Genomic DNA, 25,890 nt, shown 5'->3' with positions numbered 1-25,890 from the left:
ATGCTGTCCGCAGAGTCCGCCGCCCTCGTACGCGCCACCCTGCCCGCCGTGTCCGGTGCGCTCGACGAGATCACCACCCGCTTCTACGCCACCATGTTCCACGACCGGCCAGAACTTCTCGACGGCATGTTCAACCGCGGCAACCAGGCGAGCGGCGGCCAGCGCCGCGCGCTGGCCGGTTCGATCGCCGGATTCGCCCGCGCACTGCTGGAGGGTCCCGGGACCCGGCCGGACCGGCTGCTGTCGAGGATCGCGCACAAGCACGCCGCCGTCGGCGTCACCGACGACCAGTACACGATCGTGCACAAGTACCTGTTCGGCGCGATCGCCGAGGTCCTCGGAGACGCGGTCACCCCGGAGGTGGCGGCTGCCTGGGACGAGGTGTACTGGCTCATGGCAGGAGCCCTGATCAGCAGGGAGGCGCTTCTCTACCAGGACGCGGGTGTCCAGCCCGGCGGGATCTGGCGGCCCTGGACGGTCGTCGGACGCCGTACCGAGACCCCCGACGTCGTCTCCCTCCTGCTCCGGCCGGCGGACGGCGAACGCGTCCCGCGGGCCCGCGCGGGCCAGTACGTCAGCGTCCGCGTGTGCCTGGCGGACGGGGTGCACCAACTGCGCCAGTACAGCCTCTCCTCGGACCCGGGCGACGGGCTGCGGCGGATCACGGTCAAGCGGGACGGCGAGGTCTCCGGTCTGCTGCACGACACCGTCCACGAGGGGGACGAGCTGCTGCTGTCCGCGCCGTTCGGCGACGTCTTCCTCGACGACCCGGTGGACAGCACCACCCCCGTCGTCCTGGTCTCGGCGGGCATCGGCTGCACCCCCATGACCGGCATCCTCGCCCACCTGGCCGGCCTCCGCTCGATCCGCCGGGTCCTGGTCCTGCACGCCGACCGCTCCCCCGCCGAACACGCCCTGCGCGCCGAGACCCATGACCTCGTCGGTCGACTGCGCAACGCCCGGGCCGACTTCTGGTACGAGAATCCCACGCCGGAGGAACCCGACGCCCGCTCAGGCCGGATGGACCTGAGCGGCATCCGGCTCCCCGACAACGCGACCGTGTTCCTGTGCGGTCCGCTCCCCTTCATGCGGGACGTACGCGGGCAGTTGCTGCGCGCCGGCGTTCCCGCGCGCTGCATCCGCTACGAGGTGTTCGGCCCCGACCTGTGGCTGCCGGACACGGCGGCCTGAACCGGCCCACCGTCCCGTCCTTCCTGAGTCCCCCAGTTCCGCCTGTTCCACCTGTCCTTGGTTCCGAGGAGGATCCGCATGACCACCGACAACGCCCAGTCGACGCCCGCAGTCGAGTTGCGCTCCGACGGCGCCGTCGACGAGGACGCCCTGGCGTACGCCCGGACGAAGATCGACGCCGTGGTGAGCAGGCCGGGGCTGCCCTCCGTCAGCGGCGAGGTGCGCATCCTGCGCGCGGCCGCCCACCACGCAGGCCACCCCTGGTCGGCCACGGCGGACCTGCGCATCGGGGGCCGGCAGCTGGTCGTCACCGTGGCCGATGAGGCTACGGCCACGGAGGCCGTCGACCGGCTCCAGGACCGACTGCGCCGCCAGACGGACAGGGCCGCCCGGTCCTGGAGCGACGGACGCCGAACGGCCACCCCGCCGTGGCGCGGCGGCCGCACGCAGTCCCCCGGCACGGACACCGACGGCACCGACGGCACCGACGGCACCGACGAGGGCTCTCGCCCGGCATGACACCACGGTCCCGGGCGCTCGGAGGAGCAGCGCGGGAGACGCAGGACGACCGGAGCGGCACCGCTTCCCCGCGGTGCCGCTCCGGATCCCGGGTGGCAGGACGTCGGCCGTGGCAGCGGGCTTTCATCCCTCAGGTACGACGATCAGGGGGCAGTGCGACCGGTGCAGCAGCGTGTGGACGACCGGACCCAGGCGCGGTCCGAACACACCGGTACGGCGGTGGGCACCGACGACCACCACGGCGGCTTCCCGGGACGAGGTCAGCAGTGCGGGGGCGGGGGCGGTACGGACCGTATCGGAGTCCACGACGATGTCGGGGTGCTGGTCGTGGAGGTGACCGAGGGCGTAGCGCGCCACGGCCTCCTCGGCCCGGCTCTCCATGGCCGTCCGCTCCGGCCCGGAACTGCGGACCCCCGTGAGCGAGGGCAGTTCGGGGGTGGTGTGCCGACGCGTCCGGGAATGCAGGACACGGAGGTTCACGCCGCGCCGTTCGGCCTCCTGGAAGGCGTACTCCGCCGCCCGCATGTCCGAGTCGTCGGCAAGACCCAGCACCACGGGCCTGCCCTCGTCGCAGGGGTGGTCCCCGCGGACGACCAGGAGCGGTCCGCGGGCGAGGGCGGCCAGCCTCAGGCTCACCGAGCCGAGCGCCGAACCCGCCACCGTGCCCAGGCCGCGGTTGCCCACCACGGTGAGAACCGCGTCCTCGCTCGCGCGCGCCAGGGCGTGCACCACGCCCCCCTCGACCGCGACGGTCTCGACGGACAGCCCCGGACACCGCTCACCGGTGCGGGAGACGGCGTAGGCCAGGACCGGTGCGGCCTCGTCGAGGTCGGGAACCGCGTACAGCACGCGCAGCGTGCCACCGTGCCGTACGGCCTCGGCCGCGGCCCGGTCCAGAGCTCGCACGGAGGTCAGAGAGCCGTCGACTCCGACGACTATGTGACGCAGGGTCATGGTCGTACCTCTCCTTCCCTCGGCCGGCGGTGCGACGGCAGCGCCGATCGACACCGCGCGGCGGATTCTCCGGACGATGCTCGTCGTGCGCCCCGGCCCTCAGCAGATGCCGATGGAACCCGGGCAACGGCCGAACGGCCCACGGGGCAGGGGCCGTTCAGCCCGGAAGGCGTCACTGGGCGCCCCAGGCCACGGAGTTGGTGCCGATCGGCCCTGTGACGGCACCAGGTCGGCTCATGCACCGGCACCGCGCCGGCTGTCACCTTCGGGGATGTCACCAGGACGACTGGAAGGAGGTGCGGACCGATGCCCAGTGGCAAGTACGCGAGGAAATGGCTGTGGCGGTGGCGGAGCAACCCGCTGCGGCGCCACGACGACATCGTGCTTCTCGACGACGTGCCGCGCGCGATCCCCGCAATCGGCACCACGACCGGTCGCCGGGCGACGACGGTGCGCTGGACCACAGCCGACGGCGCGACGCACACGGGCCGGACCCTGGTGGACGCCGGTCTCAAGGCAGGGTCCGAGGTCTCGGTCTGGCAGGACCGCGCCGGCCGGTTGACCTCGGCGCCTCCGGACCCCACGGAAGCCGCGATCGAGTCGGGCGCCCGGGGCACCGCGGCGGCGGCCGCTCGGAGGCCTTGTCTTCGGTGGGGGCGCGGTCGCCCGACGGCTGCTCGACCGGCGTCGCATCGAGGAGTGGGGCAGGGAATGGGCGCTCGTGGGACCCCGGTGGGGCCACAAGACCAGCTGAGCGCACGCCGGGGTCCGGGCCGCCGGCCCGGGGCAACCTCGACCGCGAGCCGCGCCTCCTGCAGCACCCCGCGCGGCCGGCCCGCTACGGCCTGTGGCAGGTGGCTCGCAACGCACGTCATCGCGGCCGTCGCCTCCGCGCCGAAGCCCTTCGGCCCACCGGTGGCGACACCGGTACGGCCGCTGTCCGCCCTGGAGGCCGGACGGTTCCGCGCGAGGGGCGACGGCAGGAAGGGCGATGGAAGTGCCGCGCGGGAGCGAGTGGACAACGATGGGAACGACAGAAGCGAGGGACGTGGTCGACGCGGTGAGAGCGGCCGTCTCGGGCATCCCCGGCCCTTCCGGCGTTCGTCCGGAGGCCACGGTGTCCGAGCGGGCAGAACAGGCGGTGACCGACATGCGCGATGCCATCCCACTCGGCGGGAGTCCCGGCACACCGCCCGATCCGGTCGACCCGGCCACGGCGGTCGTCGACGACCGGGGAATCGTGACGCGGTGGAGCCCCGGCGCCGAGCGTCTGCTGGGCTACCCCTGCCAGGAGGCCGTCGGCAACCACGTCAGCCGTCTGGTCGCCTCGGAAGCGGTGAGCGTGAACGGCCTTCCGCCCCTTGGCGGGACCGCGACGACGGCCCTGCTCCGGCACCGGGACGGCCGGCCCGTGACCGTGTGGGTGCGTGCGTATCCGTTGGTCGACCGCGAGGGCCGCGCCCAGCGGCTCCTCATGGTGACGCCATCGGAACGGCCACGGCCCGACCTGGTGACGGGGGACGAGGCGTTCGCCCAGTGCCGGCTGCCCGTGATGGTGTACGACTCCGCGCTGCGGGCCGTGCGGGCGAGCGCCGGTGCCACGCGGGAACTCGGACTGAGCGAGGAGCGGATGCGCGGCCGGCGTGTCACGGAGATCCTGCCGCCGCACCTGTGCCACCGGGTCGAGGACGGCATGGGCCGGGTCCTCGAAACAGGTGAACCCGAGGACTTCCACGTCCGGGGGCGGGCCCAGCCGGACGCCCCGGAGAAGGTCTGGTCCGTCACCGTCTCCCCGCTCGTCACACCGGCGGGCCAGGTACGGCACGCCGAGGTCTCCGCGCTCGACGTCAGCGAGCAGTACCTGGCCAGGGAGCGGCTCACGCTGCTCAACGACATCAGCGCCCGGGTGGGCAGCACCCTGGACATGATGCGCACCGCGCAGGAGATGGCCGACGTCACGGTGGACCGGCTCGCCGACTTCATCACCGTCGACCTGCTCGACTCCCTGTGCCGCGGCATCGAGCCGAAGCCTTCCACGGCAGGCACCGTCCTGCTGCGCCGCGCGGCGCAGCAGTCCGTGCTGCCCGGCGCGCCCGAGGCACTGATCCGGCCCGGGGAGACCGACAGCTACCCGGCCTCCGCGCCCCCCGTCCGCTGCCTGGCCACCGGCAGGTCCTCGCTGCACACCACCGAGGACCAGGCGATCCGGGCCTGGGTGCAGGCCGATCCCGAGCGGTCGGGTGTGGTCCGCAGGTTCGGGATCCACTCGATCATGGTCGTTCCGTTGCGCGCCCGTGACATCACGATCGGCGTGGCGGTCCTCGTCCGGCACCGGCGCGAGGACCCCTTCACCCACGACGACCTGCTGCTGGCCGAGGAGATCGCCGCCCGTACCGCCGTGGCCGTCGACAACGCCCGCCGGTACACCCTCGAACGCGGCACCGCCCTGGCCCTGCAGCGCAGCCTCCTGCCGAGCCGGCTCTCGGCCCAGGACGCGGTCGAGGTGGCCCACCGCTACCTCCCGGCCCGCACCCGGGCGGGGCCGGGCGGCGACTGGTTCGACGTGATCCCGCTCTCCGGCGCCCGGGTCGCCCTGGTGGCGGGCGACGTGGTGGGCCACGGGCTGCGGGCCTCGGCCACCATGGGACGGCTGCGGACCGCCGTGCGCACCCTGGCCGACGTCGAGCTCCCCGCCGACGAACTGCTGACCCACCTCGACGACCTGGTCACCCTCCTCGCGGCCGAGGAGGACAGCAGCGCGGACCACGAGCGCGAGCTCGCCGTCCCGACCGATGTCATCGCCACCTGCCTGTACGTGGTCTACGACCCGGTCTCCCGCCGGTGCACGGCCGCCAGCGCCGGCCATCCGCCACCCGCCGTCGTCCGGCCGGACGGAGCTGCGGAGCTCGTCGACGTGCCGCCCGGCCCGCCGCTGGGAGTGGGGGGTCTGCCGTTCGAGACCGTCGAGTGGGAACTGCCGACGGGCAGCCTCCTCGCGCTGTACACCGACGGCCTGCTGCAGGGTGCCCGGCACGATCTGGAGAACGGGCAGGCGCGGCTGCTCCGATGCCTCGACCAGTCCGTGCCCCGGCCTTTGGAAACGCTGTGCGACGAGCTGCTCCGGGCACTGCTTCCCCCGCAGCCCGAGGACGACGTCGCCCTGCTCCTCGCGCGCACCCGGGCGCTCGACGCCGACCAGGTCGCCGCCTGGGACCTGCCCGCCGACCCGGCCCGGGTGGCCGATGCCCGCGCCCGGGTACTCGCGCAGCTGGAGGCCTGGCACCTGCCGGACGTGGCGTTCACGACCGAGCTGGTGGTCAGCGAACTCGTCACCAACGCGATCCGCTACGGGCAGCCGCCCGTCCAGCTGCGGCTGATCCGCGGCGCCGCGCTGATCTGCGAGGTCGCCGACGGCAGCGGCACCGCCCCGCACTTGCGCCGGGCCCGCACCTACGACGAGGGCGGGCGCGGCCTCCTGCTCGTCGCCCAGCTCGCCCAGCGCTGGGGCACCCGCCACCAGACCGGCGGCAAGATCATCTGGGCCGAGATCGGACTGGGCGTGGGAGACGGATGACGGCACGCGGTCACGACGCCCGCATCCACTCGCCGTGTGCGCACGCCCGGCCGGCAGGGTCCAGGTGTGCCTACGGGCCGGCCCGACATAGGGCCTGTCGGCCCTACAGCCACGAATACACCAGGAGGACCATGGGCCAATGCTCCCGAACGACGGCTTTCACGTACTCGACCGCCAGGAGTGCCTGCGCCTGCTCGCCAAGGTACCGGTCGGTCGCGTCGTCTACACCCAGCAAGCGCTGCCCGCGGTCCTCCCCGTCAACTTCTCGGTGGACGCGGATGCCTCGGTGTTGCTGTGCACCGCTGCGGGTTCCGCTCTGGTCCGTGCGATCGTGGGCGTGGCGGTGGCCGTCGAGGCGGATGAGTTCGACGCGGAGAACCGGTCCGGTTGGAGCGTGGTCGTCACCGGACGGGCCCCCGTGGTGCGCGATCCCGCGGAGCACGCCCGGCTGGCGCAGGGTGGCCCCCGCTCATGGATGCCGATGACGGACCCGGTGTTCGTCCGGATCGAGTCCGAGATGATCACAGGGCGCGAACTGGGTCGACCCGGCGGTCCCGGGGCCCCGCGGGACCGGCAACCGGAAAGCTGACTCCGGCGACCCGCCTGGTGCCCGCGATCGTAGGACGGCCGTCGCCGCCGTCGCGTCCGGCAGCGGACGGCCGTTCCGTCGCAGCCGTCATCGCAGGCCGTTTCAGGTCGGGGCGCCGGCCGGCCGTGGGGGAAGTGGCACCGCCCGCGTGCGCCGCCGAGGATGCCGTCGGCCCGCGCGCCCGTGAGCGGCGTGCGCCGCGTCACAGCCGCAGCGTGAACCAGGTCGTCTTGCCCTCGTCGGTGGGACGCACGCCCCAGGTGTCCGCGAGGGTGCGGACCAGGAACAGGCCGCGGCCCGACTCCTCGTCCCCGGCCGCGTTGCGGGGCTGGGGCAGGTGTGGGCTGCGGTCGCTGACCTCGACGGTGAGGTCCGTGGCGGTGCGGCACAGATGCAGTCCGATGGGACCCTCGGCGTGCTGCACGGCATTGGTGAGGGTCTCGGACAGCAGCAGGAGGGCCTCGTCCGCCGGGCCCGTGCAGTCCCAGGAGAGCAGCGCCTTGCTGAGGAACGCGCGGCCCTCGGGCACGGAGGAGGCGACGGCCGGAAGGTCGGTCGTGGCGGCCGCCGGGGGTGCGGCCGGCAGTTGGGCGAACAGGAGCGTCACGTCGTCGTCATGGCTGTCGGCCTCCGGCAGCAGCCGGGCCAGGACGTGGTCGGCGGCGGTCTCCAGACTCGGTGGGGCGGTGAAGAACCCGCCCAGTACCGAGGTGAGTTCGGCGATCCTGACCTCGATGTCGCTGCCGGGCGTCTCGACCAGGCCGTCGGTGTAGAGGATGAGGGTGGCGCCGGGCGGTACGGACGTCGAGGACTGCTCGTAGAGGATGTCACCCACCCCGAGCGGGGCGTTGACCTGCGCCGGAAGTCTGCTGACGGAGCCGCCGGGGGTGGCCACCAGGGTCGGGAGATGACCGGCGGAGCAGACGGTCACCGTGCCCGTGTCCGGGGCGATGGTGAGGTAGCAGCAGGTCACCAGCTGGTCCGGTACGTCGAGGTCCTGGACGCAGGTGTCGAGGGCCTGCATCAGCTGCCGGGGCTGCATACCGGTCTTGGCCAGCGCGTGCGCGGCCGACCGCAACTGGCCCATCACCGCGGCGGCTTCGAGGCCGCGGCCCATCACGTCCCCGATGAGGACGCCGACCCGGCCGGCGCCCAGCGGTATCAGGTCGAACCAGTCGCCGCCCACGCCCGCGCCCTGCGTGGCCGGCCGGTAGCGGCTCGTGGTGGCCAGCCCCGGGATCGCGGGCGGCGTGCCCATGAGGCTGCGCTGCAGGGTGAGCGCGATGTGCCGCTGCTGCTCGTACAGCGCGGTCAGTTCGGCCTCCGCACGCTTGCGGTCGCTGATGTCCCGCACGATGGCGCATGCCCCGACGACCGTGCCGTCGGTGTCGCGGGTCGGCCAGAGGGTGACGTCCACGTCGAGGAGACCGCCGCCCTTGGTCATCCGGAGCGTCTCGAAGTGCTCGACCTTCTCGCCGTGCAGCAGCCGCTCCAGGAGCGCGCTGATCTCGCCGCGCAGTTCGGGCGGGGAGAGCAGCGACACGTGCCGGCCTATGACCTCCTCTGCCGTGTAGCCGTACAGCCGCTGGGCGGCCGCGTTCCAGTAGGTGATGTAGCCGTCGAGGGTCTTCGCGAGGATCGCGTCCTGGGACGACTCCACGAGCGCGGCGAGTTCGTTGATGCGGGCCTCGGCCGCCTTGCGGTCGCTGACGTCGCGGACGGCGGCGGAGACCAGCAGTCCGTCCGCGGTCTCCAGCGGGCTGAGGCTGATCTCGACGGGGAACTCGGTGCCGTCCTTGCGCAGCCCGTGCAGGTCGAGCCCCGCGCCCATCGGGCGGACCTGGCGGTTGGCGGCGTACCCGTCGCGGTGCACCGTGTGGTGGCCGCGGAACCGGTAGGGCATCAGCAACTCGACCGGACGGTCGAGGAGTTCCTCGCGGCCGTAACCGAAGAGGGCCTCGGTCTGGGCGTTGACGAGTCGGATGGTTCCGGTGTCGTCCACGATCACCATGGCGTCGGGTGCCGCCTCCAGCAGGCCGCGGAACCTTTCTTCGGCGGCCTTCGGCCCGTCCGTTCCGACGGCCTCGCCACACCGGCAGGCCCCCCGGTCCGCTCCGGTCGCCGAACAAGCCAGACCCGACTCGGCAAACGTGCCCATGCCGCCCCCTCCCGCCGGTTGCGATGAATCAGGCCATCTCAGCGCATCAGGACTTCGACCGGGGTGGCATGTCGCTTACTGTCCGCCGTCCGGCCGAACCTGTCCGTCGGGGCTCACTGCGGCGCGGTTCCGTGAGAGGACACGGAAGCAACGAGGCCGCCGAGCGCGCCCGGCCGTGTCGAACGCGGTGCAGGCCGGCCGTCCCGTGGCCGGTCCTTGTACCAGCGGGCGAGGAAGTCGAGGAACACGGTGATCTTGCGGGGGACGGGCTGCCCGGGCCCGTAGACGGCGTAGAGCGGCCGGTCGGGCACCGTACGTCCGGGAAGCACTGCCAACAGCTTGCCGGACATCAGGTCGTCGTGGGCCGGCCCCTCCGGAAGGAGGGCGATGCCCCGGCCGTGCACGGCGGCCTTCTGCAGCGCGAGGTAGGAGTTGGACGAGTACGCGACGTTACGGATCTTGTGCAGTGTCGAGGTGGCCCCGTGCCCGAGCCGCCACACGAGCTCGTTGACGTGCACGAGGCAGTCATGTGCCGACAGGTCGTTCGGGTGGGCGAGCGCCCCGTGCCTGTCGATGTACTCCTTCGACGCGCAGAGCACGAAGGGCAACGAGGTGATCTTCTTGAGGCGAACGCCGGAGTCCCGCAGATCTCGGGTGTGCAGGGCGACGTCGAAGCCGGTGTCCAGGAATTCGTAGGTGCGGTCGGACAGGGCGCCCAGTTCGAACCGTACCGAGATCCTGGGATGGGCGGTGGCGAAGGCGGCGATCGCGTCACCGAGGTCCAGCTGCCGATCCACTCGGGTGAGACGACGGCGAGGCTCCCCTCGGCACGGTCGCGGACGCACGCGATGCCGGCGTCCTCGGCCTCGATCTCCTTGAGGATGCGGGTCGCGAACTCGGCGTAGCGCACTCCGGCCTCGGTGAGGCTGACCGAACGGGCCGTCCTGTTGACGAGCCGGACACCGACCTGCCGCTCCAGCTCCGCGACATGGCGCGAGACGAGCGATCCCGAGGACCTGAGGGTTCGGGCGGCCTGGCTGAAGCTGCCCGCCTGCGCGACGGTCACGAAACTGTTCATCAGGAGAATGCGGTCCATGGCGTTCCTCCCCTCGGCCTGGGCGTCGGCCCGAACCGCCGATCCGGATCCGCCCGCCTGCCTGCCTTCACCTCACAACGCGGATGTGTCGGTTCGCCGCCGGTCGGGCTTGAAGGGAAGCGCCGTCACGGTCGCCCTGACCTCGCGCTGCGCCGTACCGGGCCTGCCCCACACCACGACGACGTCGGTTCCGGGTGCCGCACGGCTCTCGTCGATCACGCACAGCGAGATGGTCGACCGGAGATTCACGCTGACGGTCCGCCCCGTGGAGACGCCCACCGGAAGTCCGTCCACGAGAACCTGGTCGAAGACGGGGCCTCGGCCGCGCGGAAGCTCCATGGGGTCGGGCAGGTCGCCCTCGCCCAGAGAGGCGGCGAGGATGCCGACGACGTCCGCCGTGTTCCAGTGCAGTCCCACCAGGGTCCGCCGGGGTTCCCCGCCGGCCGCGTCCGCGACCAGCGCGTCCCGCCCGAGGAAGTCCCGGCCGGGTGCTCCCTTGCGGAAGCCCCAGCCGAGCTCGGCGGGCTTGCGGAAGTAGTCCGTGATGCCGTTCTCCGGCACGTAGCTGCCGCCGGGCCTGCCGGTCCGGAACTGGGTGGGCGCCCCGGGGGTGAGGATGGAGGCGGGGAGGTAGTCGAGACCGTTCGTCGCGATACCGGCCTCGATGTGCTGCACCGGCTGGGACCTCAGGCCGAGTTGACTGATCCCGAACTGACGTCCGGTCTCCACGGTTGCCGACCAGATCTCGTTGGCCTGTTCGGCGGGACCGTGGATCTCGTAACCGAGTTCACCCGAGATCCCCGTACGCAGGAGCCGCACCGGGACTCCGGCGAGCCGCGACATGCGGCTCCGGCTGAAACCGATGTCCCGCAGGCTTTCGCCGGTCAGCTTCTCCAGCGTCGCCAGGGACGCCGGACCCTGGACACCGAAGATGAACCGCTCGGGGCTGACATCCTCGAACTCGGCGTCCCAGCCGCCCTGGCCGAGCCACTGGTGAAGTGTAGGTATTCGGGGGTTGCAGTATTCGCCCGTGGGGTGAGCAGCCCCATAGCCCGGCCCGGGGGTCGAGCAATGAAAACTGGCGCCATGAGGGCGTTTTCCTGCAACTCGCAGAGTATTGCAGCGAATTCTGGTGAGTGGCCGGGGAGTCGGGTGCGGCGCGCCCGGCCCTGATGCCGGGGCTGATCGTGGCCGGTTGTCGGACGTCGCCGATCGTCCTCGCGGTGGGCGGGGTGATCGGCGACGTCTTTGGCTCAGGCGGGGATGTTGGATTCCGTTCGCTGCTTCGTGCTGGTGGAGGTTGTTGGCGGGTTGGGGGCGGGGCGGCGCAGGGTGAGGGCGATTGCGACGCCGAGGAGGGTGAGGGCGGCGGCGGTGAATCCTGCGGTGCGCAGGCCGGGGACGAGGTCCGGGCCCGTGGTGGTGTGGACGCCCGCGTTGGCGATGGCGACCAGGATCGCCAGGCCGACGGCGGAGCCGATCTGCTGGGTGGTGGAGGCCATGGCTGAGGCGATGCCCTGGTGGTGGGCGTCGACGCCGTTGGTGGCCGCGACGAACATCGCGGTCCAGGCGATGCCCTGGCCCAGGCTGAGCAGGATCACTCCGGGCAGCAGGATCGGGTAGCCGCCGGTGGGGGACATGGCGGCGGCGAGGACGGCCATGCCGGCGCCGCCGACGAGCAGTCCGGTGATGATCGTGGTGCGGGGGCCGACCTTGCCGAGCAGCTTCTCGCTCAGCTTGGTGCCGGCCATGCCGACCAGCGCGGCAGGGATGAAGGCCAGACCGGTCGCCAGGGCGCCGTAGCCGCGGACGTTTTGCAGGTAGACGGTGAAGAAGTAGTACTGGGCGCCGAAGGTGCCCATGAAGACGAAGGTGATGCCCATCGCGGCGACCAGGCTGCGGTTGCGGAACAGGCGCAGCGGCATCAACGGGTGGGTGGTGCGGGCCTCGATGAGCAGGAACAGTCCGATGAACAGCGCGCCGCCGAGCAGGGCGATGAGGGTCTCGGCGGAGCCCCAGCCGGCTTCGGGGCCCTGTACGACGCCGAAGACGAGGGCGGTGAAGCCGATGGTGGCGGTCAGCGCGCCGGCCAGGTCGAAGCCGCGGCCGTGTTCGCGGACAGCGTCGGCGGGGATGATGGCGAAGGCGGCCGCGGCGGCGCCCAGGGCGAGGGGGACGTTGACGTAGAAGACGGCTTCCCAGCCGAGGTAGTTGGTCAGGATGCCGCCCAGCAGGGAGCCGAGCGCGAGACCGACGGCTCCGGCGCCGCCCCAGATGGCGAGGGCCCGGTTGCGCTGGGCGCCCTCGGTGAAGGTGGTGGCGATCAGGGAGAGCGTGGCGGGCAGCAGGAGCGCACCGCCCAGGCCCTGGACCGCACGGGCGGCCACCAGCAGTCCTGGGTCGCCGGCGAGCCCGCCGGCCAGGGAGGCCAGGCCGTACAGGGAGAGGGCGGTGACGAACATGCGGCGGTGGCCGAGGAGGTCGGCGGCCCGGCCGCCAAGGAGCAGGAAGCCTCCGAAGGCGACCGCGTAGCCGCTGACGACCCACTGCAGGTTCTGTGCGTCGAAGCCGACCTCGCGGCCGATCTCCGGCAGGGCGACGTAGACGATGTTGTAGTCGATGGCGCTGATGAACTGGGCGAACGCCAGCAGGGCCAGCAACAGCCCGGTACCGCGCCGCAATGAGGGGGACGACATGGCGATACGCAACCTCTCTGAAGTAAGCGGTTGACCGCTTACATGATGGGCCAAAGAAAGGGGCCGCTAGGGGGCGGCCCGTGGGCGTCGTCCGCTAGGCGCGCAGCGTGCGCGCCCAGGGGGCGTCGACGGAGGTGGCGTCGATCGCCACCATGACGTTGCCGAGCAGGCCGTCGGCGAAGTAGCGGCGGATCTGCTCGTCCGAGGCGCCGGAGACGGCGCGGACGTACTCGACCTGCTTGGCGTAGCAGGTGCGGACCGCCTCACCGATGACCGGCTCACTCGCGCTGCACTCTGCGTGCTTGAGGATCATGAGTACGTCCCGGTCGGCGATGACCTCGCCGTACGAGGCCGTCAGTGCCCGGAGAACCGCGTCCGGATCGGTACTCTGCACCGATGCGGCCGCTGCCGCGGCGCCCTTCCGGAGGCGGTCCGAGCAGTAGTCGACCAGGGCGGCGAACAGCGTCTCCTTGTCCTTGAAGAGCCGGTACAGGTAGCCCTGCGAGATGCCGGCGGCCTTGGCCACGTCCATCGTCGAGGTCCCGTAGTACCCGCGCTCGGCGAATGCCTTGATTGCCGTACGCATGACCGTGGCCCGGCGCTCCTCGGCAGTGGAGCGCTGCCGCATCCTCGTTTCCATGTAAGCAATTAACCACTCACATGTGGCGGCTGTCAACCCCGCCGCTCACTCGCACCAGCCCGGGAGTGGCAAACCGGACCACCGCCCACGCATCAGCGCCCCGATCGTTACCAGACGACCGGGCCGGTCTTGTCGAAGAAGCCGCCGGTCGGGCCGTCGGTGCCGATCGAGGCCATGCGGACGATGATCTCCGCACCGTCCTCGACGGTGTTGGTGCCCGTGTGGCCGTTGAGGTCGGTGGCGGTGTAGCCCGGGTCGACGGCGTTGAACCGGATGGCGGGGAAGGCCTTGGCATACTGTGAGGTGATCATGACGAGGGCGGTCTTGGAGGAGTTGTAGTCCAGCGCCATCACCTTGAACTCCACCCGGCTGGGGTCGGCGGTCGCCGCCAGTGAGCCCAGACCGCTGCTGACGTTGACGACGACCGGGGCGTCACTTGCTTCCAGCAGGGGCAGGAAGGCGTGCGTGACGCGCACGACGCCGAAGACATTCGTGTCGTACGTGGTCGCCATGTCGGCCCCGGTGACCTCGCCGACCGGCTTGCGGGCGCCCACGATCCCGGCGTTGTTGACCAGGACGTCGAGACGGCCGACGTCCGCGCGGACGAATTCGGCGGCGGCCTTGACGGACTCCTCGTCGGTGACGTCGAGCTGAACGAAGCGGGCTCCGAGTTTGTCGGCCGCCTCCCGGCCGCGGTGCGCATCGCGTGCCCCGACGTAGACGGTGTGCCCGGCCTCGGTCAGGCGGCGGGCGGTCTCGAAACCCAGGCCCTTGTTGGCTCCAGTGATCAATGTGGTGGGCATGTGTTCACTCCGTGCTCGGTGGGGTGGTGACGACTCCACCCTCCCCGCACCACACACGGACAGACAGTGCCCGCCTCAGCCAGTGGACTGGCAGTACCAGGCTGTTCGGGCACGGCAACGCGATACTGGGACGATGAGCGAATCCAGGGAACTGAGCAGAGCCCTGCACAGCTGGCGGGACCGGACCGCTCCCGCGACTGTCGGACTGCCCACGGGCGGGGTGCGTCGAGCCGCCGGGCTGCGCCGCGAGGAACTGGCACAGCTCGCCGGCCTGTCGGTGGACTACCTCACCCGCCTTGAACAGGGCCGGGCCACCTCCCCGTCGGCGCAGGTCCTGTCCGCGCTGGCCCGCGCCCTGCGGCTGTCGGCAGCCGAGCGCGAATACCTCTATCTCCTCGCGGGCCAGCCGGCGCCTGGCCCCGGGCAGATATCGGCGCACATCCCACCAGGGGTCCGACGGCTGCTCGACCAACTGGACGGCTCACCGCTGAGCGTGTATGACGCCGCATGGAACCTGATCCTGTGGAACCCGTTGTGGGCTGCCCTGTTCGGAGACGCATCCGCGCTGCGCGGACGCGAGCGCAACCTCGCCTGGCGGCACTTCGCCGGCCTGCCCAGCCGGGTCAGCCACACCCCCGAGCAGGAGGCCCGGTTCGAGGCGGCCTTGGTCGCCGATCTCAGGGCGGCCACTGCCCGCTTCCCCGCCGATGCCGGCCTACGCTCTCTGATCAAGGACCTGCGGGGTGTCAGCACCGACTTCGCACGCCTGTGGGACACGGGCATCGTGGGCATCCATGAGTCGGACACCAAGACCGTCCATCACCCCGATGTCGGCACGTTCACCTTCGACTGCGACGTGCTCGTAGCTCCCGGCAGCGATCTGCGCATCGTCGCCTATACCGCCGCTCCTGACAGCGACGCCGCCGACCGGCTCAGGCTCCTCAACGTCATCGGCACCCAGGCCCTGACCGAACACAGCACCCCGGGACAGCAGTGACGGTACCGGCCGGCCGTTCTGGTCGGTCGCTACCGCCGTTGTCGCTGCCGGGCGGCGAGGTACGGCGCCCAGCTGTTCTCGGCGGGTCTGTCCAGGCCAAGGGGTCTGTCCCGTAGTGAAGTTTCCCCGGTAGAAGGCGAGCGCCTCCCGGTCGGCCTCGCTCAGCTCGTAGCGCGGACGGACAGCCGGGGCGGCCGGCTTCGGCGGCGCGAGCCAGCGCCACACCGTCCGCTCCGACACCCCGAGGCCGTCGGCGACCGTACGCACGTGCGCCGCGGTCAACGCCTCGTCCTCACGCAGCCGGGACAGCCGTTCGGCCGCCGCCCGGCGCTTCTCCGCCGACACCCTTCCCATGGGCCGAAGTGTCAGTGTTGGCAGAACCGTCGGGCCCGAACATGCGCCCGCATCCACACGTACGGGTGGACCGTGCCCGAACCGGTGGCGCACGGACGCCGGACATGATCCAGATGCGGCCGCCGGGGCCCGGAATCCCTCATCAAAGGGTGTCCGGGTGTTCTGATCGCCGGCCGATCTTCAGAAAACGTTCGTTTTCTGAAGATCGACCCGCGAGGCCGCCCGAACCCCGCAGAGCCTTCAAAGGACGCCCCAGCGTCGCCACCGAGGAAGTCATCCGCGCCGCCCGCGACCTCCTACCCGACCCCGGCCGCTCGATCACCTCAATCGCCAAGCTGCTGGGCGTCTCCCCCGGCACCCTCTACAACCACATCCCGGACCTCCGGGAACTACGCGCCGGCACCCTACCCCGGCAGCTCGAAGCCCCCGCGAAGTAGCCGAACCCCAGCAAGATCAATCTCGGCGGCACTTTCTGCACCGCGACTACTCACGCCCGGAGGAGGGATGGGAGATCGACCCCGAGGACCTGGCGCACATCTCGCCGTACCTGACCGAGCACATCAAACGGTTCGGCGAGTACTCCACCCACGAACTCGGCATCCAGCCCGAGGCGTACGACCCGCACCTCGACGTCGACTTCAGCCCACTCCGCGGCGACCACCCGGAGAGTGCGGACGGCTACGGCCAGGCGGCCTGACCGCGGAGCGGGGTCAGCCAGACGACGGACGCACTACTTGGTTTCGACGCGTCCGACCGGTTCGGGTCCGGTTGCCAGCGCCTCGCACGCCGTCTGCCACGCGGTGTCGCCGGGGTGGAGCCGGCTGTGGAGGTACGCGGCGGTGAGCTGCGCAAGCGCCGCGACCAGGCCGGGGTTCTCGTCGGTGGTCTCGGCGGCGTCGTACCCAGCGACTCCACCGAGTCCGTGTTCCGCGCCGAACAGGGTGAGCAGGGTCTTGGGGCCGGGGGCGAGGGTGTAGGGGTCGGTGTGCCAGGCCGGGCCCATGTCGGTGAAGTGCCGGGAGTCGTCCTTGTCGCCCGCGACGACCAGCGCGGGTGTGGTCATCGCGGAGAAGTCCGTGGTCCGGAAGAACGGCGTCTTGTCGGCCATGAACCCGGTCAGGACCTTGCCGCCTCTGCCGGGCGCGGCGAGCAGCACGCCCGCCTTGATGCGAGGCTCGATGAGGTTCGCCTCCTGCCCGGTGTCAGGGTCGGTGATCCGGGCGCCGAGCAGCTGGCTCGCGGTGAAGCCGCCGAGGGAGTGTCCGGCGACGGCGACCTTGTTGTGGTCGATCCGGCTGGCGAGCAGCGGCACGGCCTTCTCAATCACGTCGAGCCGGTCGAGGATGTACGTCATGTCCTCGGTCCGCGAGCGCCAGAAGAAGGGGGCGCCCGGGACATCGGCCAGCACGTGGCCCAGGGTCCTGGAGTTGAGGTGGGTGGGCTGGATGACGACGAAGCCGAGGGCCGCCCAGAGGTTGACGATCGGTCCGTAGCCGTTCAGGGAGGAGAGGTTGTTCGAGGGGCCGTGGCCGTGGGAGAGGAGGATCACGGGCAGGCCGGTCCCCGTCGCGGGTGCCGTGACGCGCACCTGGAGGACGACGGGCCGTCCGGGCACGGACAGGACCACCGGGCTGTACGACAGCACCGGAGCGGGCGGGCCGACGGTGGACGCGTTCATGAGGGCTGGTTCCTTTCTGCTGCGTGTGCCGCCGCCCGGCCGAGGCCGGGCGGCGAGAGGCGAGTGGTCGGGCGCGTTACTTGCTCTGCAGCGTGCCGAGCGGGTTGGGGTCCTCCTCCAGTGCGGTGGCCGCCGCCTTCCAGGCGGTGTCCTCGCCGTACAGGGCGCTGCGCAGGTAGGCCGTGGTGAGCTGCTGGATCAGGGCAACGCGTGCGGGGCTGGCGTCGGTCGTCTCGGCGACCTCGTGTCCTGGGATGCCACCGAGGGAGTGCTCGGCCTCGAACAGAGTGAGCAGGCTCTTGCTGCCGGGGCTGTAGGTGTAGGGGTCGGTGAACCAGTCCGGTCCGCGGGTGGACAGGTGGGACTGGTCCTTATCCCCGGCGACGATGAGGGCTGGGGTGGTCATGGTGTCGAAGGACGGCTTCATGAAGGGGAAGTGCTCGGCGGCGAACGGGACCAGGTCGTCGCCCAAGCCGGTCAGGGCCAGCAGCACGCCCGCCTTGACCCGGGGGTCGGACATGTCCTCACCCGGCTTGCCGTCGGAGTCGAGGACACGTGCGCCCAGCAGCGTGCTCGCCGACTGGGCTCCCCAGGAGTGGCCGGCCACGGCGACGCGGTCACGGTCCAGGCGCCCGGCCAGGCCCGGCACGGAGGCTTCCAGGACGTCGAGTCCGTCCAGGACGCGGGTGAGGTCCTCGATGCGCAGGCGCCAGATCCGCGGGGTACGGGGGTCCTCGGCGGGGATGCCCAGGGTCCTGGAGTCGAGGTGGGTGGGCTGAATGACCATGAAGCCGTGGGCGGCCCAGAAGTCGGCCAGCGGGGCGTAGCCGTCCATCGACCAGCCGAAGCCGTGCGAGAAGACGATGACGGGCAGGCCGGTCCCGGTCGCGGGGGCGGACACGCGGACCTGGAGGTCGTCACCGCGGCCAGGGGCGGACAGGACGACCGGCCGCGCGGATACCACCGTGGTGGGTGCGCCCTGGGCGTTCGCGGTCTTGGATTCGGACATGGAGGTGCCTTCCGTTCGGTGCGTGCGCACTCTTGGGTTCGGTGGGCCCGGCAGGCGGCGCCGCGGGCATGGGCCGGATGGGGAGCGTTTCTCATGCGGGGCCACATCGGCGCCGGGTGGCGACGAGGACGTGGCTGTTCCGGTCCCGGGTGGAGCGTGCTGAGGACAGGGGTTGGCCGCAGGACTGCCGGTCTGCCATCATGAATGAAACGGAACCTTGTTCCGCCTACAATACGGAACATCGATCCGTTTTGCAAGATGGGCCATGGAAGGAGTGTTGCGGTGAACGACGGCGGCCAGAGTCCGGGAAGCTCAGCCAGGTCCAATCGCAAGGACGCCCGGCGCAACCGGCAGGCGCTGCTGGACGCGGCCGCCGCGGTCTTCGTGACCTCGGGTGTGGAGGCGCCGGTACGCGACATCTCGGCCAAGGCCGGCGTCGGGGTGGCCACGATCTACCGCCACTTCCCCACCCGGGCGGACCTCGTCGTCGCCGTCTACCGCCACCAGATCGACGCCTGCGCCGAAGCCGGCCCCACCCTGCTGGCGGCCGGCCCCACTCCCTACGCCGCCCTGGGGCGGTGGGTCGACCTCTTCGTCGACTTCCTCGTCACCAAACACGGCCTTGCAGCCGCGATGCAGGGCGACAGCACCAGCTTCGAGGCGCTCCACGCCTACTTCCTCGAACGCCTCCTGCCGGTGTGCACCCAGCTCCTCGAAGCTGCCGCCGCCTCCGGCGAGATCTGCTCCGGCCTCGACGCCTACCACCTCATGCGCGGCATCGGGAACCTCTGCATCGGCGCCGAGAGCGACCCCCGCTACGACGCACGCCGACTGGTCGCGCTCCTCGTCGCCGGACTACGCCAACCGAACTGACCGCGGCGCTCGCGAATCACGGATGTTCTCGCACAAACGGTCCTTTGCGCGAGCAAGATCAACAATCGGCCGCGAGACCCTCACCGATCCCCGATCGACTCTCAGAACCCGTTCTCACTCAAAAGCGGGACGGACCCCCTTCTGAGACTTGCATTGTGCGAAAATCCGGGCCCATGACGGACCCTCAGCAGCCTTCCCCGACCGACCGACCGGTCGGACGCGGACGACGTCGAACAGCACGCCTGTCCGAAGTGTGACGCACAGCCGGGCTCACCGTGCCGCTCGCGCGGCGGCGCGGTCGCCTCCGCCTACCACACCCGCCGCTTCACCATGGTGCCCCGGCTGAAGAAGGCGCTGCGGGTGCCGACCCCGGCCGACCGGGGCCCGGGCCGCCCGTGGCGGCCCGGTACCCCGCCGCCGGCGCCGATCGACCCGGACCTGCCGGCGCGGACATCCGCATCGGATACGCGAGGTGCTCGACCCTCGGGCAGGAACTCGACTCCCAGCTCGACGCGCTCAGCAAACACGGCATCCCCCGGGACAAGATCTTCGGCGAGAAGATCAGCACCCGCGTCCGCGTACGGCCCAAGTTCGAGGAAGCGCTGCGGACGGCGCGGGAGGTCAAGGCGCACGCCCCGCACTGCCGGGTCATCTTCACCGTGTACGAGATGAAGCGGCTCGGCCGCGACGCCGCCGAACTCACCGCGCTCGCCGACCACCTCACCGCCCACGGCCTGGTCCTGGAGATGCTCGCCGGACCCCTGACCGGCATCTACGACCCCACCGGCCCGGGCAAGCTGCTGTTCGCGTTCTTCGCCGCGACGGCGGAGACCGAGCGGGAGAACATCCGCGAGTCCACCCTCGAAGGGCTCGACACCGCGGCCCGCAAGGGCAAGCACGGCGGCCGGCCCCCGGTCATCACCGACGACATGCTCCACACCGTGCTGCGGCGCCGGGCGGGCGGCGAGTCCGTCGAGCAGATCCAACCCGACCTGATCATCCCCACCGGAAAGCGCAAGGGCCAGAACCCGTCCGTCGCGAGCATCTACCGGGCGCTCGCCGAGCACGCCAAGCGCGAAGCGTACCCCGAAGCCGTCGAGCAGGCCCACGCCGACTTCGCCGCCCTCCAGGCCGGCGGCGCGCTTCCCGAGCCACGTACCGGGGTCGAGGCCGCGGCGGCACCGTCGACCAGGACGTCCGCCTTGCCGAAGCCGCCGTCCAGGCGTACTGACCCTTTCACCGTCTGCCGCCGGCCCCCCCCAGGCAGTCCCGGCGATCGACGCATTATAAACGGAAAAACTGCCTCGCGTTGCGAATTGGCGACGCTCCGGGCTGGGCAGCATGCCGCGGTCGGCCCGAATGATCTCTGCAGCGGTAAATACCCGACCGCCGCACCCGACAGTCGTGAAGGAAATTTCGCCCCATGTCTGAACTGATCAACGACAGCACGCTCGCCGGCCGGATCGCCGTGGTCACGGGCGCCTCCAGCGGTATCGGCGAAGCCACCGCCAAGCGCCTGGCCGCACGTGGCGCCAAGGTCGCGCTGCTGGCCCGCCGCGCCGACCGGCTCCAGGTGCTGGCCGCCGAGATCGAGAAGAGCGGCGGCACCGCCCTCGCGCTGGCCGTCGACGTCACCGACCCCGATGCCGTACGTGCGGCGGCCGAGCGGACCGAGCGGGAGCTCGGCACCGTCGACCTGCTCGTGAACAACGCCGGCGTCATGCTCCCGGCGCCCATCGAGGAACTGCGCACCGACCAGTGGTAGCGTCAGATCGATCTGAACATCACCGGCCTGATGAACGTTATCGGCGCGTTCGTCCCGCAGCTGGTCACGGCGGGCGCCGAGCGCGGCGGCGCGGACCTGGTCAACCTGTCCTCGATCGCCGCGAAGAACATCTTCCCGAATTTCGCCGTGTACTCGGCCACCAAGGCATACGTCACGCAGCTCTCCCGCCACCTGCGGGCCGAGCTCGGCGAGAAGCACGTACGGGTGTCGGCGATCGAGCCCGGCATGACGCACAGCGAGCTGCACGACCACGTCACCGACAAGGGCGTGCGGGAGTGGACGGCCGGTATCCACGACATCATGCTGCACTCCGAGGACATCGCCGAGACCATCGTATTCGTCGCCTCGCTGCCGCCGCGCGCCAATCTGCAACAGGTCACGATCATGCCCACCGGCCAGCCGGCCTGAGCTCTTCTTTATGGCCCCGGTCACGTCAGCGAGGACAAGTATTCGGACCAGTTCTCGCCAGCGAGCGTGGCCCAGCGTTCGGCTGTCTTGGGGTGGATGCCGAGCAGGTCGGCGATGACCATGGGCGGTAGGTCTACCAGGGCGTCCATCATGGCGGTGTTCCGAGCTGCGCGGGCGGGCAGACCGTGGTGTCTCAAGGTGTCAGCGAGACCGAGGGGGTTACGCGGGCGTCCAGGGCTTTGGCCTGGTAGGAGGTACCTGTGGACGGTCGTGGTGGTGTGCCGGGGTGTGCTGTGTCGGAGCTGATCGTCGATGAGACGGGCGAGCTTCGGGGGGAGCACGAAGGGGTGCTGGTTGACCGCCAGGTAGGTGTTCTCCTGGTCGCGTCGGATGTGGGCGTCGGTGAGCTCGACGATGCGGGTCAGGGGCAGGGCATAGAGACGGACGAGGGCACCTGCAACGCGGAGGTCCAGGGGCAACGCGGTGTCGTTGAAGCAGCGCAGCAGCTCGTTTCGGGCCTCGTCCTCGGCTTGGAAGTGGCCTGGGAGTTGCGAGGCTGGGCGCTCGATGACCAGACCGGGCGGGCAGAGGTGTCGCGCTGTGCTCCAGCGGAGGAAGGGGATCGAGCGGGAGCGCAGGGTTGGCCGGTCGATCGCCCAGATGTCCAGATGTCGCTGTTGAAGCCCGCTGAGGCTCATGTGCTGGGAGTCGAGCCAGTCCAAGAAGTCGATTGCGGCGAGTACGTTGCCGCAGTCGCCTTTGTGCGCGGCGTAGGTGTAGCGGCCGCGGGCTGAGCGTCGGCGGGCGTCGCGGATGATGTGCCACTCGGCGAACGGACGGATGAGATTGGCCTGCCGTGCCGTGCTGGGAGTTCGGCCACGGTCCGTGCCACCCAGTTGGTGAGGAGGGCGAGATTCTCATCGCGTGGCGGCAGGATGCCGGCGGTCACGAGCAGCCCGCGCACGTAGGCAGTGGCAGCCCGTTGCGGCAGCGTGTCGAGGGAGTCATGGCTCAGTGCTTCGGGATCGAGGACCAGGCGTCGCAGGAGGTAGGCGGCGGGACTTCGGCGCAGCCACTGCAGGACGCGGTAGGGGTTCTCCGCGTCGGCCAGTACGACGGCGAGGGGCTTAAGCGGCTGGGCCACGCTTGCGCCGTCTACGGAGAGTAGATCGGTCACGCGGGCGGCCAGGGTGCAACGGGGACAGCGGTGGCCGGAGTAGAGGTCCGCCGGCTCGTTGCAGGCCGAACAGCGCTCGGTCGGTTCGTCGGGGAACGAGCACGCCTTGCACAGGAGGCTTCCCTCGGCTGTCTGGCCGATCAGAATGCGATGCCGACCGCACGAGGCGCACGGTGCAGGGGTCGACAGGGCTGTTCTGTAGCAGGAATCGCACACTGGGCCTCGCGGCCAGAAGACCTTGACCTTCCCGACTCGGCCGCACAGGCCACATGCGCACTCTTCGCGAGGACGGCACGTGTCGCAGTGGAACGGGCCCCGGCCACCGTTGATGTGGTGGCCGGGACGGACCCTTTCACAGATGACGCAGGTCTTCTCGTGCCGCTTGTAGCACCGGTCGCAGGTGTCCGGCCTGGTGCCGTCGGCCCGGGCGACGATGGGAACGATCTGTCCGCAGACACCGCACAGGCGGGCAGGGCTGGAGTAGCAGCCGCCACAGACCGGCCCGTCGGAGGTCAGCGCGTTGACCCGGCGTACCCGACCGCAACGGCAGCACGGCTGAAGATTCTTGGGAGTGCAGGTCTGGCAGAGGCTGGTGCCGTCGGGAAGGCGCCGGTACGAGATCATCATCCGGCGGCAGTCGACGCATTCCTCCTTGGCGTCCGCCTCCTTGTTCCTGCACGGACTGCAGATGCCGCCCTCCGGTCGGCGGGCGTAGATGCTGGCCACTTTGCCGCACCGGGCGCACGGCTTCTTGGCATGTCTGCCGGCGCAGCGTGAACACAGCCGCCCCTCCGGTCCGTTGTTGGTGGGAAGAGGGTCGGTCCGTCCGCAGTCACCACAGGCCACCAGGGCGACCTTGTCCCCGTGCCCGGCCGCGGCCAGCGCCGCCAGCAATCGCACCACACAGGTCGGGCAGTCGGCACGGGGCGTGCTCAGCGCGTCGGGCCGCTCGGACAGATAGCGCACCAGGCGGAAGGCGTTCGCCCCACGCCATGCCCGCGCCTCCTCCGTCACGGCCTGCGCCTGTTCGGGGGCAAGGGAATCGCCCACCGCTGACCGCAGCAGTGCGACGATCTGCTCCCGGGCGGCGGCGAGTTCGGCGCGTAAGCGGATCTGGTCCGGTGTCAGCGGCCTCACGGCTGACCCGGGCGCCGGATCGTGGTACGCCGCTCCTTGAGCGGCAGTGGCTCGGCCTGTCCGTCCGCGGTCTTCTTGACCTGTGCGTTGACCACCTTCGGCTTGATGAGATCGTTCGGCGTGCACCCGAAGATGTCGCACAGCGCGACCAAGGTGTCCATGCTCATCCGCTGGGGCGGCTGCGTCACCAAGCGGTAGACCTGCTCACGCGACAGGGTCACACCGCGTTCCGCCAGGAGCGGCACCAGGTCCGAGGTCTGGAACATCTGGTGCTCGGCCATCGTGGCCCGCAGACACCACTCGTAACCCATCTTCTTGATCATTTAAGGTCCCAGTCGTCACCCAGCCGACGCTTCAGCGAAGCCTCCAAGAGCTGGTTCCGGTACTCGTCAGAGACACCCATGTAGATGGCCGTCGTAGAAGCGTGGCTGTGGCCCACCTGCTCTTGAACGAAGCGGGCAGGGTAGCCGAACTCGGTCAGATGCGTGATGTAGCTGTGGCGCAGACAGTGCAGGTCGAGATCCTCGTCAAGGCCGGCGTCCTGGCGTGCCGCCACGAACGCCTCGTTAATCGATCGGGGAGACATCCGGCCGGCCCGCTCGGTCACCCACAAGGCCGGGTGCCGGCCCGGCGAAAGCCTCGGACGAACCTCGCGCACCCACTCGTCAAGCACGTCGACTACCCAGTCCATCTCCGGGACCAGAAGCACGGTCCGCCGCTTCGGCGGCGTCCCCTTGGAGGACTTGCCGTACCGGACGGTCATGCTGCCGGCGGTTCCGAACTGCGGCGCCTTCCTGTGCCGCCGCAAATCCACCAGGTCGACCTTCGAGGACTCGGTCCGCCGGGTGCCGTACGCGTAGATCGTCTTGAGCGCGGCAGCATCCCGTAGCGCGGTGAGCGTGCCCTTGCGGCCCTGCCCGTGAATGCGGCGAGGTCGGGCATCTGCGGCGTCAAACAGCGCCTGGACCTCGTCGTAGGTCAGAGGCCGGCGCCGGGGATCACCCTCATACTCCACCGAGTGCAGAACGGAGTTGCCCTCGTGGAAGATCACCTGCGGTGACAGACCGAACCGTTCCTGGCAGGTCTCGACCCATCCGTACCGGCGGTCCAGCAGGAACTCCACGAACAGCTCGATCACCACCTCGTACGCCCGAGCCGTAGACAACTGGATCGGCTTGGAGCCGCTGCGAAGGTGAACGATGAAAGCCTCGCCATCGGCGGGAGTCCACTGCCACGGGTACAACCCTGTGAACTCCTCGAACCGTTGGATCAGACGCAGCCGAGGCTGGATCGTCGAAGACTGGAGAAACCGCGCGGACTGCTGCCGAGCCCAACCCTCCTTCATTGCGGAGGAAACCGCTGGCTCCGGGTCCAGAAGGACAACGTTCGGGGCCAGGGCAAGACGCACCGAACCGGGTGCCTCAGCGACCATGCCCGCCGTTGTATCAAATGCATCATTGTTGCGTCTGGGTCAACGATGCTAGTCAGCTGACGAAGGAGGCTCAGGACAACCTCGAGGCAGCGCCTCTGATCAGCCAGAACCTTCGAGGCGGACGCTGCGAACTGTTGCAGCAAATGCAACTCAGCCTGTTTTGCCACATCAGCCAGTCCCCGCTGCCGGCCGTGTACAGGAATTCCTCCTCGGACAGGCGGCACAGGATCCCCTCGGAGGCCACCCACCCGTTGCCGTCGAGCTGGACATGATGCTTGATCCGACCGTGCTCGAAGCGGGACAGGTCCCGCATCCCCAGCCAGGCGAGGAAGTCCAGCGCCTGCGGCCCCCTGACGACGACCTTGTGCAGGCTGGACCAGTCTCCGATGTAGCACGCGTTCACATGCGCGGCGCTCTCCTCGGTCCAGTCCGTGTACTCGAGGGGCAGGAGCGTCTGCGCGAACTCACCGAAGCCCCCACGGGCGTTGCTCTCGTCCTGGGCCGCCGCGGCGGGGCTGAAATACGCCGGCCGTCGAGTGATGAAGGGGGCGCCCTTCGACCGCTGGACCGCGTCGTACGTGGTGCGCTGGATGCCGGCTGTACCCATGACGTTCTCCTGCTCGCGGGCGCTTCTGACGTTCACCGACCCAGCCCGGTCGCACCGGCCGCAGCCCAGGTCGCACGGAACGGTCCGGCGCGGGCGGGCGGGGGCGTACGACGAGCTCTCGAAGCCGCTCGAATCGTGCGTGGCCTCTTCGTTCGTCCATAACGAAGAAGCAACTAGATCGGTTAAGTGGGACGGTAGCAGACGCGTCCGGC

20 protein-coding genes and 2 pseudogenes are annotated in these 25,890 nt (G+C 70.5%); 8 read left to right on the top strand and 14 right to left on the bottom strand.

The features are described from left to right. Entirely contained in the window at nucleotides 1–1,191 is a 1,191-nt protein-coding gene (locus tag ACZ4UV_RS39555) for a globin domain-containing protein (RefSeq protein WP_467844688.1), read from the top strand. 78 nt (nucleotides 1,192–1,269) lie between these two features. Then, nucleotides 1,270–1,710 carry a hypothetical protein gene (locus tag ACZ4UV_RS39550; RefSeq protein ID WP_467844685.1) on the top strand — a complete coding sequence of 147 codons (441 nt, stop codon included), beginning with the start codon at nucleotides 1,270–1,272 and terminating at the stop codon, nucleotides 1,708–1,710. 123 nt (nucleotides 1,711–1,833) lie between these two features. On the opposite strand, the gene ACZ4UV_RS39545 is transcribed toward ACZ4UV_RS39550, so the two are convergent. Next, nucleotides 1,834–2,664, bottom strand: a complete 831-nt coding sequence (locus ACZ4UV_RS39545; protein ID WP_467844682.1) for a universal stress protein — start codon at nucleotides 2,662–2,664, stop codon at nucleotides 1,834–1,836. Between the two features lie 1,024 nt (nucleotides 2,665–3,688). On the opposite strand from ACZ4UV_RS39545, the gene ACZ4UV_RS39540 reads away from it, so the two are divergent. Together ACZ4UV_RS39540 and ACZ4UV_RS39535 are read left to right on the top strand one after the other, a co-directional pair. Next, nucleotides 3,689–6,238: an ATP-binding SpoIIE family protein phosphatase gene (locus ACZ4UV_RS39540; protein ID WP_467844679.1), complete on the top strand. Its 2,550-nt coding sequence runs from the start codon at nucleotides 3,689–3,691 to the stop codon at nucleotides 6,236–6,238. 139 nt (nucleotides 6,239–6,377) lie between these two features. Then, a complete protein-coding gene (locus ACZ4UV_RS39535; RefSeq protein WP_451018045.1) occupies nucleotides 6,378–6,827 on the top strand; it encodes a pyridoxamine 5'-phosphate oxidase family protein in 450 nt (149 codons plus the stop codon). Between the two features lie 202 nt (nucleotides 6,828–7,029). On the opposite strand, the gene ACZ4UV_RS39530 is transcribed toward ACZ4UV_RS39535, so the two are convergent. The 6 genes and pseudogenes from ACZ4UV_RS39530 to ACZ4UV_RS39505 form a co-directional block, all read right to left on the bottom strand. Next, on the bottom strand, nucleotides 7,030–8,985 hold the full coding sequence (locus ACZ4UV_RS39530; RefSeq protein ID WP_467844676.1) for a PAS domain S-box protein: 1,956 nt from the start codon (nucleotides 8,983–8,985) through the stop codon (nucleotides 7,030–7,032). Nucleotides 8,986–9,191: 206 nt separating this feature from the next. Continuing rightward, nucleotides 9,192–10,081, bottom strand: a pseudogene (locus ACZ4UV_RS39525) (LysR family transcriptional regulator); the annotation flags it as partial. A gap of 72 nt (nucleotides 10,082–10,153) precedes the next feature. After that, the gene (locus tag ACZ4UV_RS39520; RefSeq protein ID WP_451018057.1) at nucleotides 10,154–11,089 is read right to left on the bottom strand and encodes a hypothetical protein; all 936 of its coding nucleotides are present in this window, start codon (nucleotides 11,087–11,089) and stop codon (nucleotides 10,154–10,156) included. 245 nt (nucleotides 11,090–11,334) lie between these two features. Further along, complete coding sequence (locus ACZ4UV_RS39515) at nucleotides 11,335–12,777, bottom strand: MFS transporter (protein ID WP_451018042.1); 1,443 nt, start codon at nucleotides 12,775–12,777, stop codon at nucleotides 11,335–11,337. A 94-nt stretch (nucleotides 12,778–12,871) separates the two neighbouring features. Next, nucleotides 12,872–13,417 (bottom strand): TetR/AcrR family transcriptional regulator, encoded by a 546-nt coding sequence (locus ACZ4UV_RS39510; RefSeq protein WP_467844672.1) that lies wholly within the window; start codon nucleotides 13,415–13,417, stop codon nucleotides 12,872–12,874. Between the two features lie 107 nt (nucleotides 13,418–13,524). Continuing rightward, nucleotides 13,525–14,220: an SDR family oxidoreductase gene (locus ACZ4UV_RS39505; protein WP_451018040.1), complete on the bottom strand. Its 696-nt coding sequence runs from the start codon at nucleotides 14,218–14,220 to the stop codon at nucleotides 13,525–13,527. A gap of 133 nt (nucleotides 14,221–14,353) precedes the next feature. On the opposite strand from ACZ4UV_RS39505, the gene ACZ4UV_RS39500 reads away from it, so the two are divergent. Next, nucleotides 14,354–15,217, top strand: coding sequence for a helix-turn-helix transcriptional regulator (locus ACZ4UV_RS39500; RefSeq protein ID WP_467844669.1), 864 nt, complete (start codon nucleotides 14,354–14,356; stop codon nucleotides 15,215–15,217). A gap of 1,084 nt (nucleotides 15,218–16,301) precedes the next feature. On the opposite strand, the gene ACZ4UV_RS39495 is transcribed toward ACZ4UV_RS39500, so the two are convergent. Both ACZ4UV_RS39495 and ACZ4UV_RS39490 read right to left on the bottom strand, forming a co-directional pair. After that, the gene (locus ACZ4UV_RS39495) at nucleotides 16,302–17,249 is read right to left on the bottom strand and encodes an alpha/beta hydrolase family protein (RefSeq protein WP_451018038.1); all 948 of its coding nucleotides are present in this window, start codon (nucleotides 17,247–17,249) and stop codon (nucleotides 16,302–16,304) included. A gap of 76 nt (nucleotides 17,250–17,325) precedes the next feature. Continuing rightward, a complete protein-coding gene (locus tag ACZ4UV_RS39490) occupies nucleotides 17,326–18,258 on the bottom strand; it encodes an alpha/beta hydrolase family protein (RefSeq protein WP_451018037.1) in 933 nt (310 codons plus the stop codon). 282 nt (nucleotides 18,259–18,540) lie between these two features. On the opposite strand from ACZ4UV_RS39490, the gene ACZ4UV_RS39485 reads away from it, so the two are divergent. From ACZ4UV_RS39485 to ACZ4UV_RS39475, 3 genes and pseudogenes are all read left to right on the top strand, one after another. Continuing rightward, the gene (locus ACZ4UV_RS39485; protein WP_451018036.1) at nucleotides 18,541–19,131 is read left to right on the top strand and encodes a TetR/AcrR family transcriptional regulator; all 591 of its coding nucleotides are present in this window, start codon (nucleotides 18,541–18,543) and stop codon (nucleotides 19,129–19,131) included. A 395-nt stretch (nucleotides 19,132–19,526) separates the two neighbouring features. Beyond that, nucleotides 19,527–20,567, top strand: a complete 1,041-nt coding sequence (locus ACZ4UV_RS39480) for a recombinase family protein (RefSeq protein ID WP_467844665.1) — start codon at nucleotides 19,527–19,529, stop codon at nucleotides 20,565–20,567. Further along, nucleotides 20,555–21,325 (top strand): annotated as a pseudogene (locus ACZ4UV_RS39475) (SDR family oxidoreductase). The gene ACZ4UV_RS39480 and the pseudogene ACZ4UV_RS39475 overlap by 13 nt, the downstream one beginning before the upstream one ends. Nucleotides 21,326–21,345: 20 nt before the next feature. Here ACZ4UV_RS39475 and ACZ4UV_RS39470 read toward each other — a convergent pair. The 5 genes from ACZ4UV_RS39470 to ACZ4UV_RS39450 all read right to left on the bottom strand — a co-directional run bounded on the left by ACZ4UV_RS39470 (nucleotide 21,346) and on the right by ACZ4UV_RS39450 (nucleotide 25,678). Next, complete coding sequence (locus ACZ4UV_RS39470; protein WP_467844663.1) at nucleotides 21,346–22,047, bottom strand: hypothetical protein; 702 nt, start codon at nucleotides 22,045–22,047, stop codon at nucleotides 21,346–21,348. Then, the gene (locus ACZ4UV_RS39465; protein WP_467844660.1) at nucleotides 22,020–23,639 is read right to left on the bottom strand and encodes a hypothetical protein; all 1,620 of its coding nucleotides are present in this window, start codon (nucleotides 23,637–23,639) and stop codon (nucleotides 22,020–22,022) included. The genes ACZ4UV_RS39470 and ACZ4UV_RS39465 overlap by 28 nt, the downstream gene beginning before the upstream one ends. Beyond that, on the bottom strand, nucleotides 23,636–23,962 hold the full coding sequence (locus ACZ4UV_RS39460) for a helix-turn-helix domain-containing protein (protein ID WP_326763422.1): 327 nt from the start codon (nucleotides 23,960–23,962) through the stop codon (nucleotides 23,636–23,638). Before ACZ4UV_RS39460 ends, ACZ4UV_RS39465 begins: the two co-directional genes overlap by 4 nt. Beyond that, nucleotides 23,959–25,071 (bottom strand): tyrosine-type recombinase/integrase, encoded by a 1,113-nt coding sequence (locus ACZ4UV_RS39455; protein WP_467844657.1) that lies wholly within the window; start codon nucleotides 25,069–25,071, stop codon nucleotides 23,959–23,961. Before ACZ4UV_RS39455 ends, ACZ4UV_RS39460 begins: the two co-directional genes overlap by 4 nt. 70 nt (nucleotides 25,072–25,141) lie before the next feature. Next, nucleotides 25,142–25,678 carry a hypothetical protein gene (locus tag ACZ4UV_RS39450; RefSeq protein WP_467844655.1) on the bottom strand — a complete coding sequence of 179 codons (537 nt, stop codon included), beginning with the start codon at nucleotides 25,676–25,678 and terminating at the stop codon, nucleotides 25,142–25,144. Nucleotides 25,679–25,890 lie beyond the last annotated feature (212 nt).

Source organism: Streptomyces sp. NPDC028289 (genome assembly GCF_055565975.1).
The sequence above is the reverse complement of the archived record's forward strand: the minus strand, read 5'-3'. Positions and strand labels throughout refer to the sequence as shown.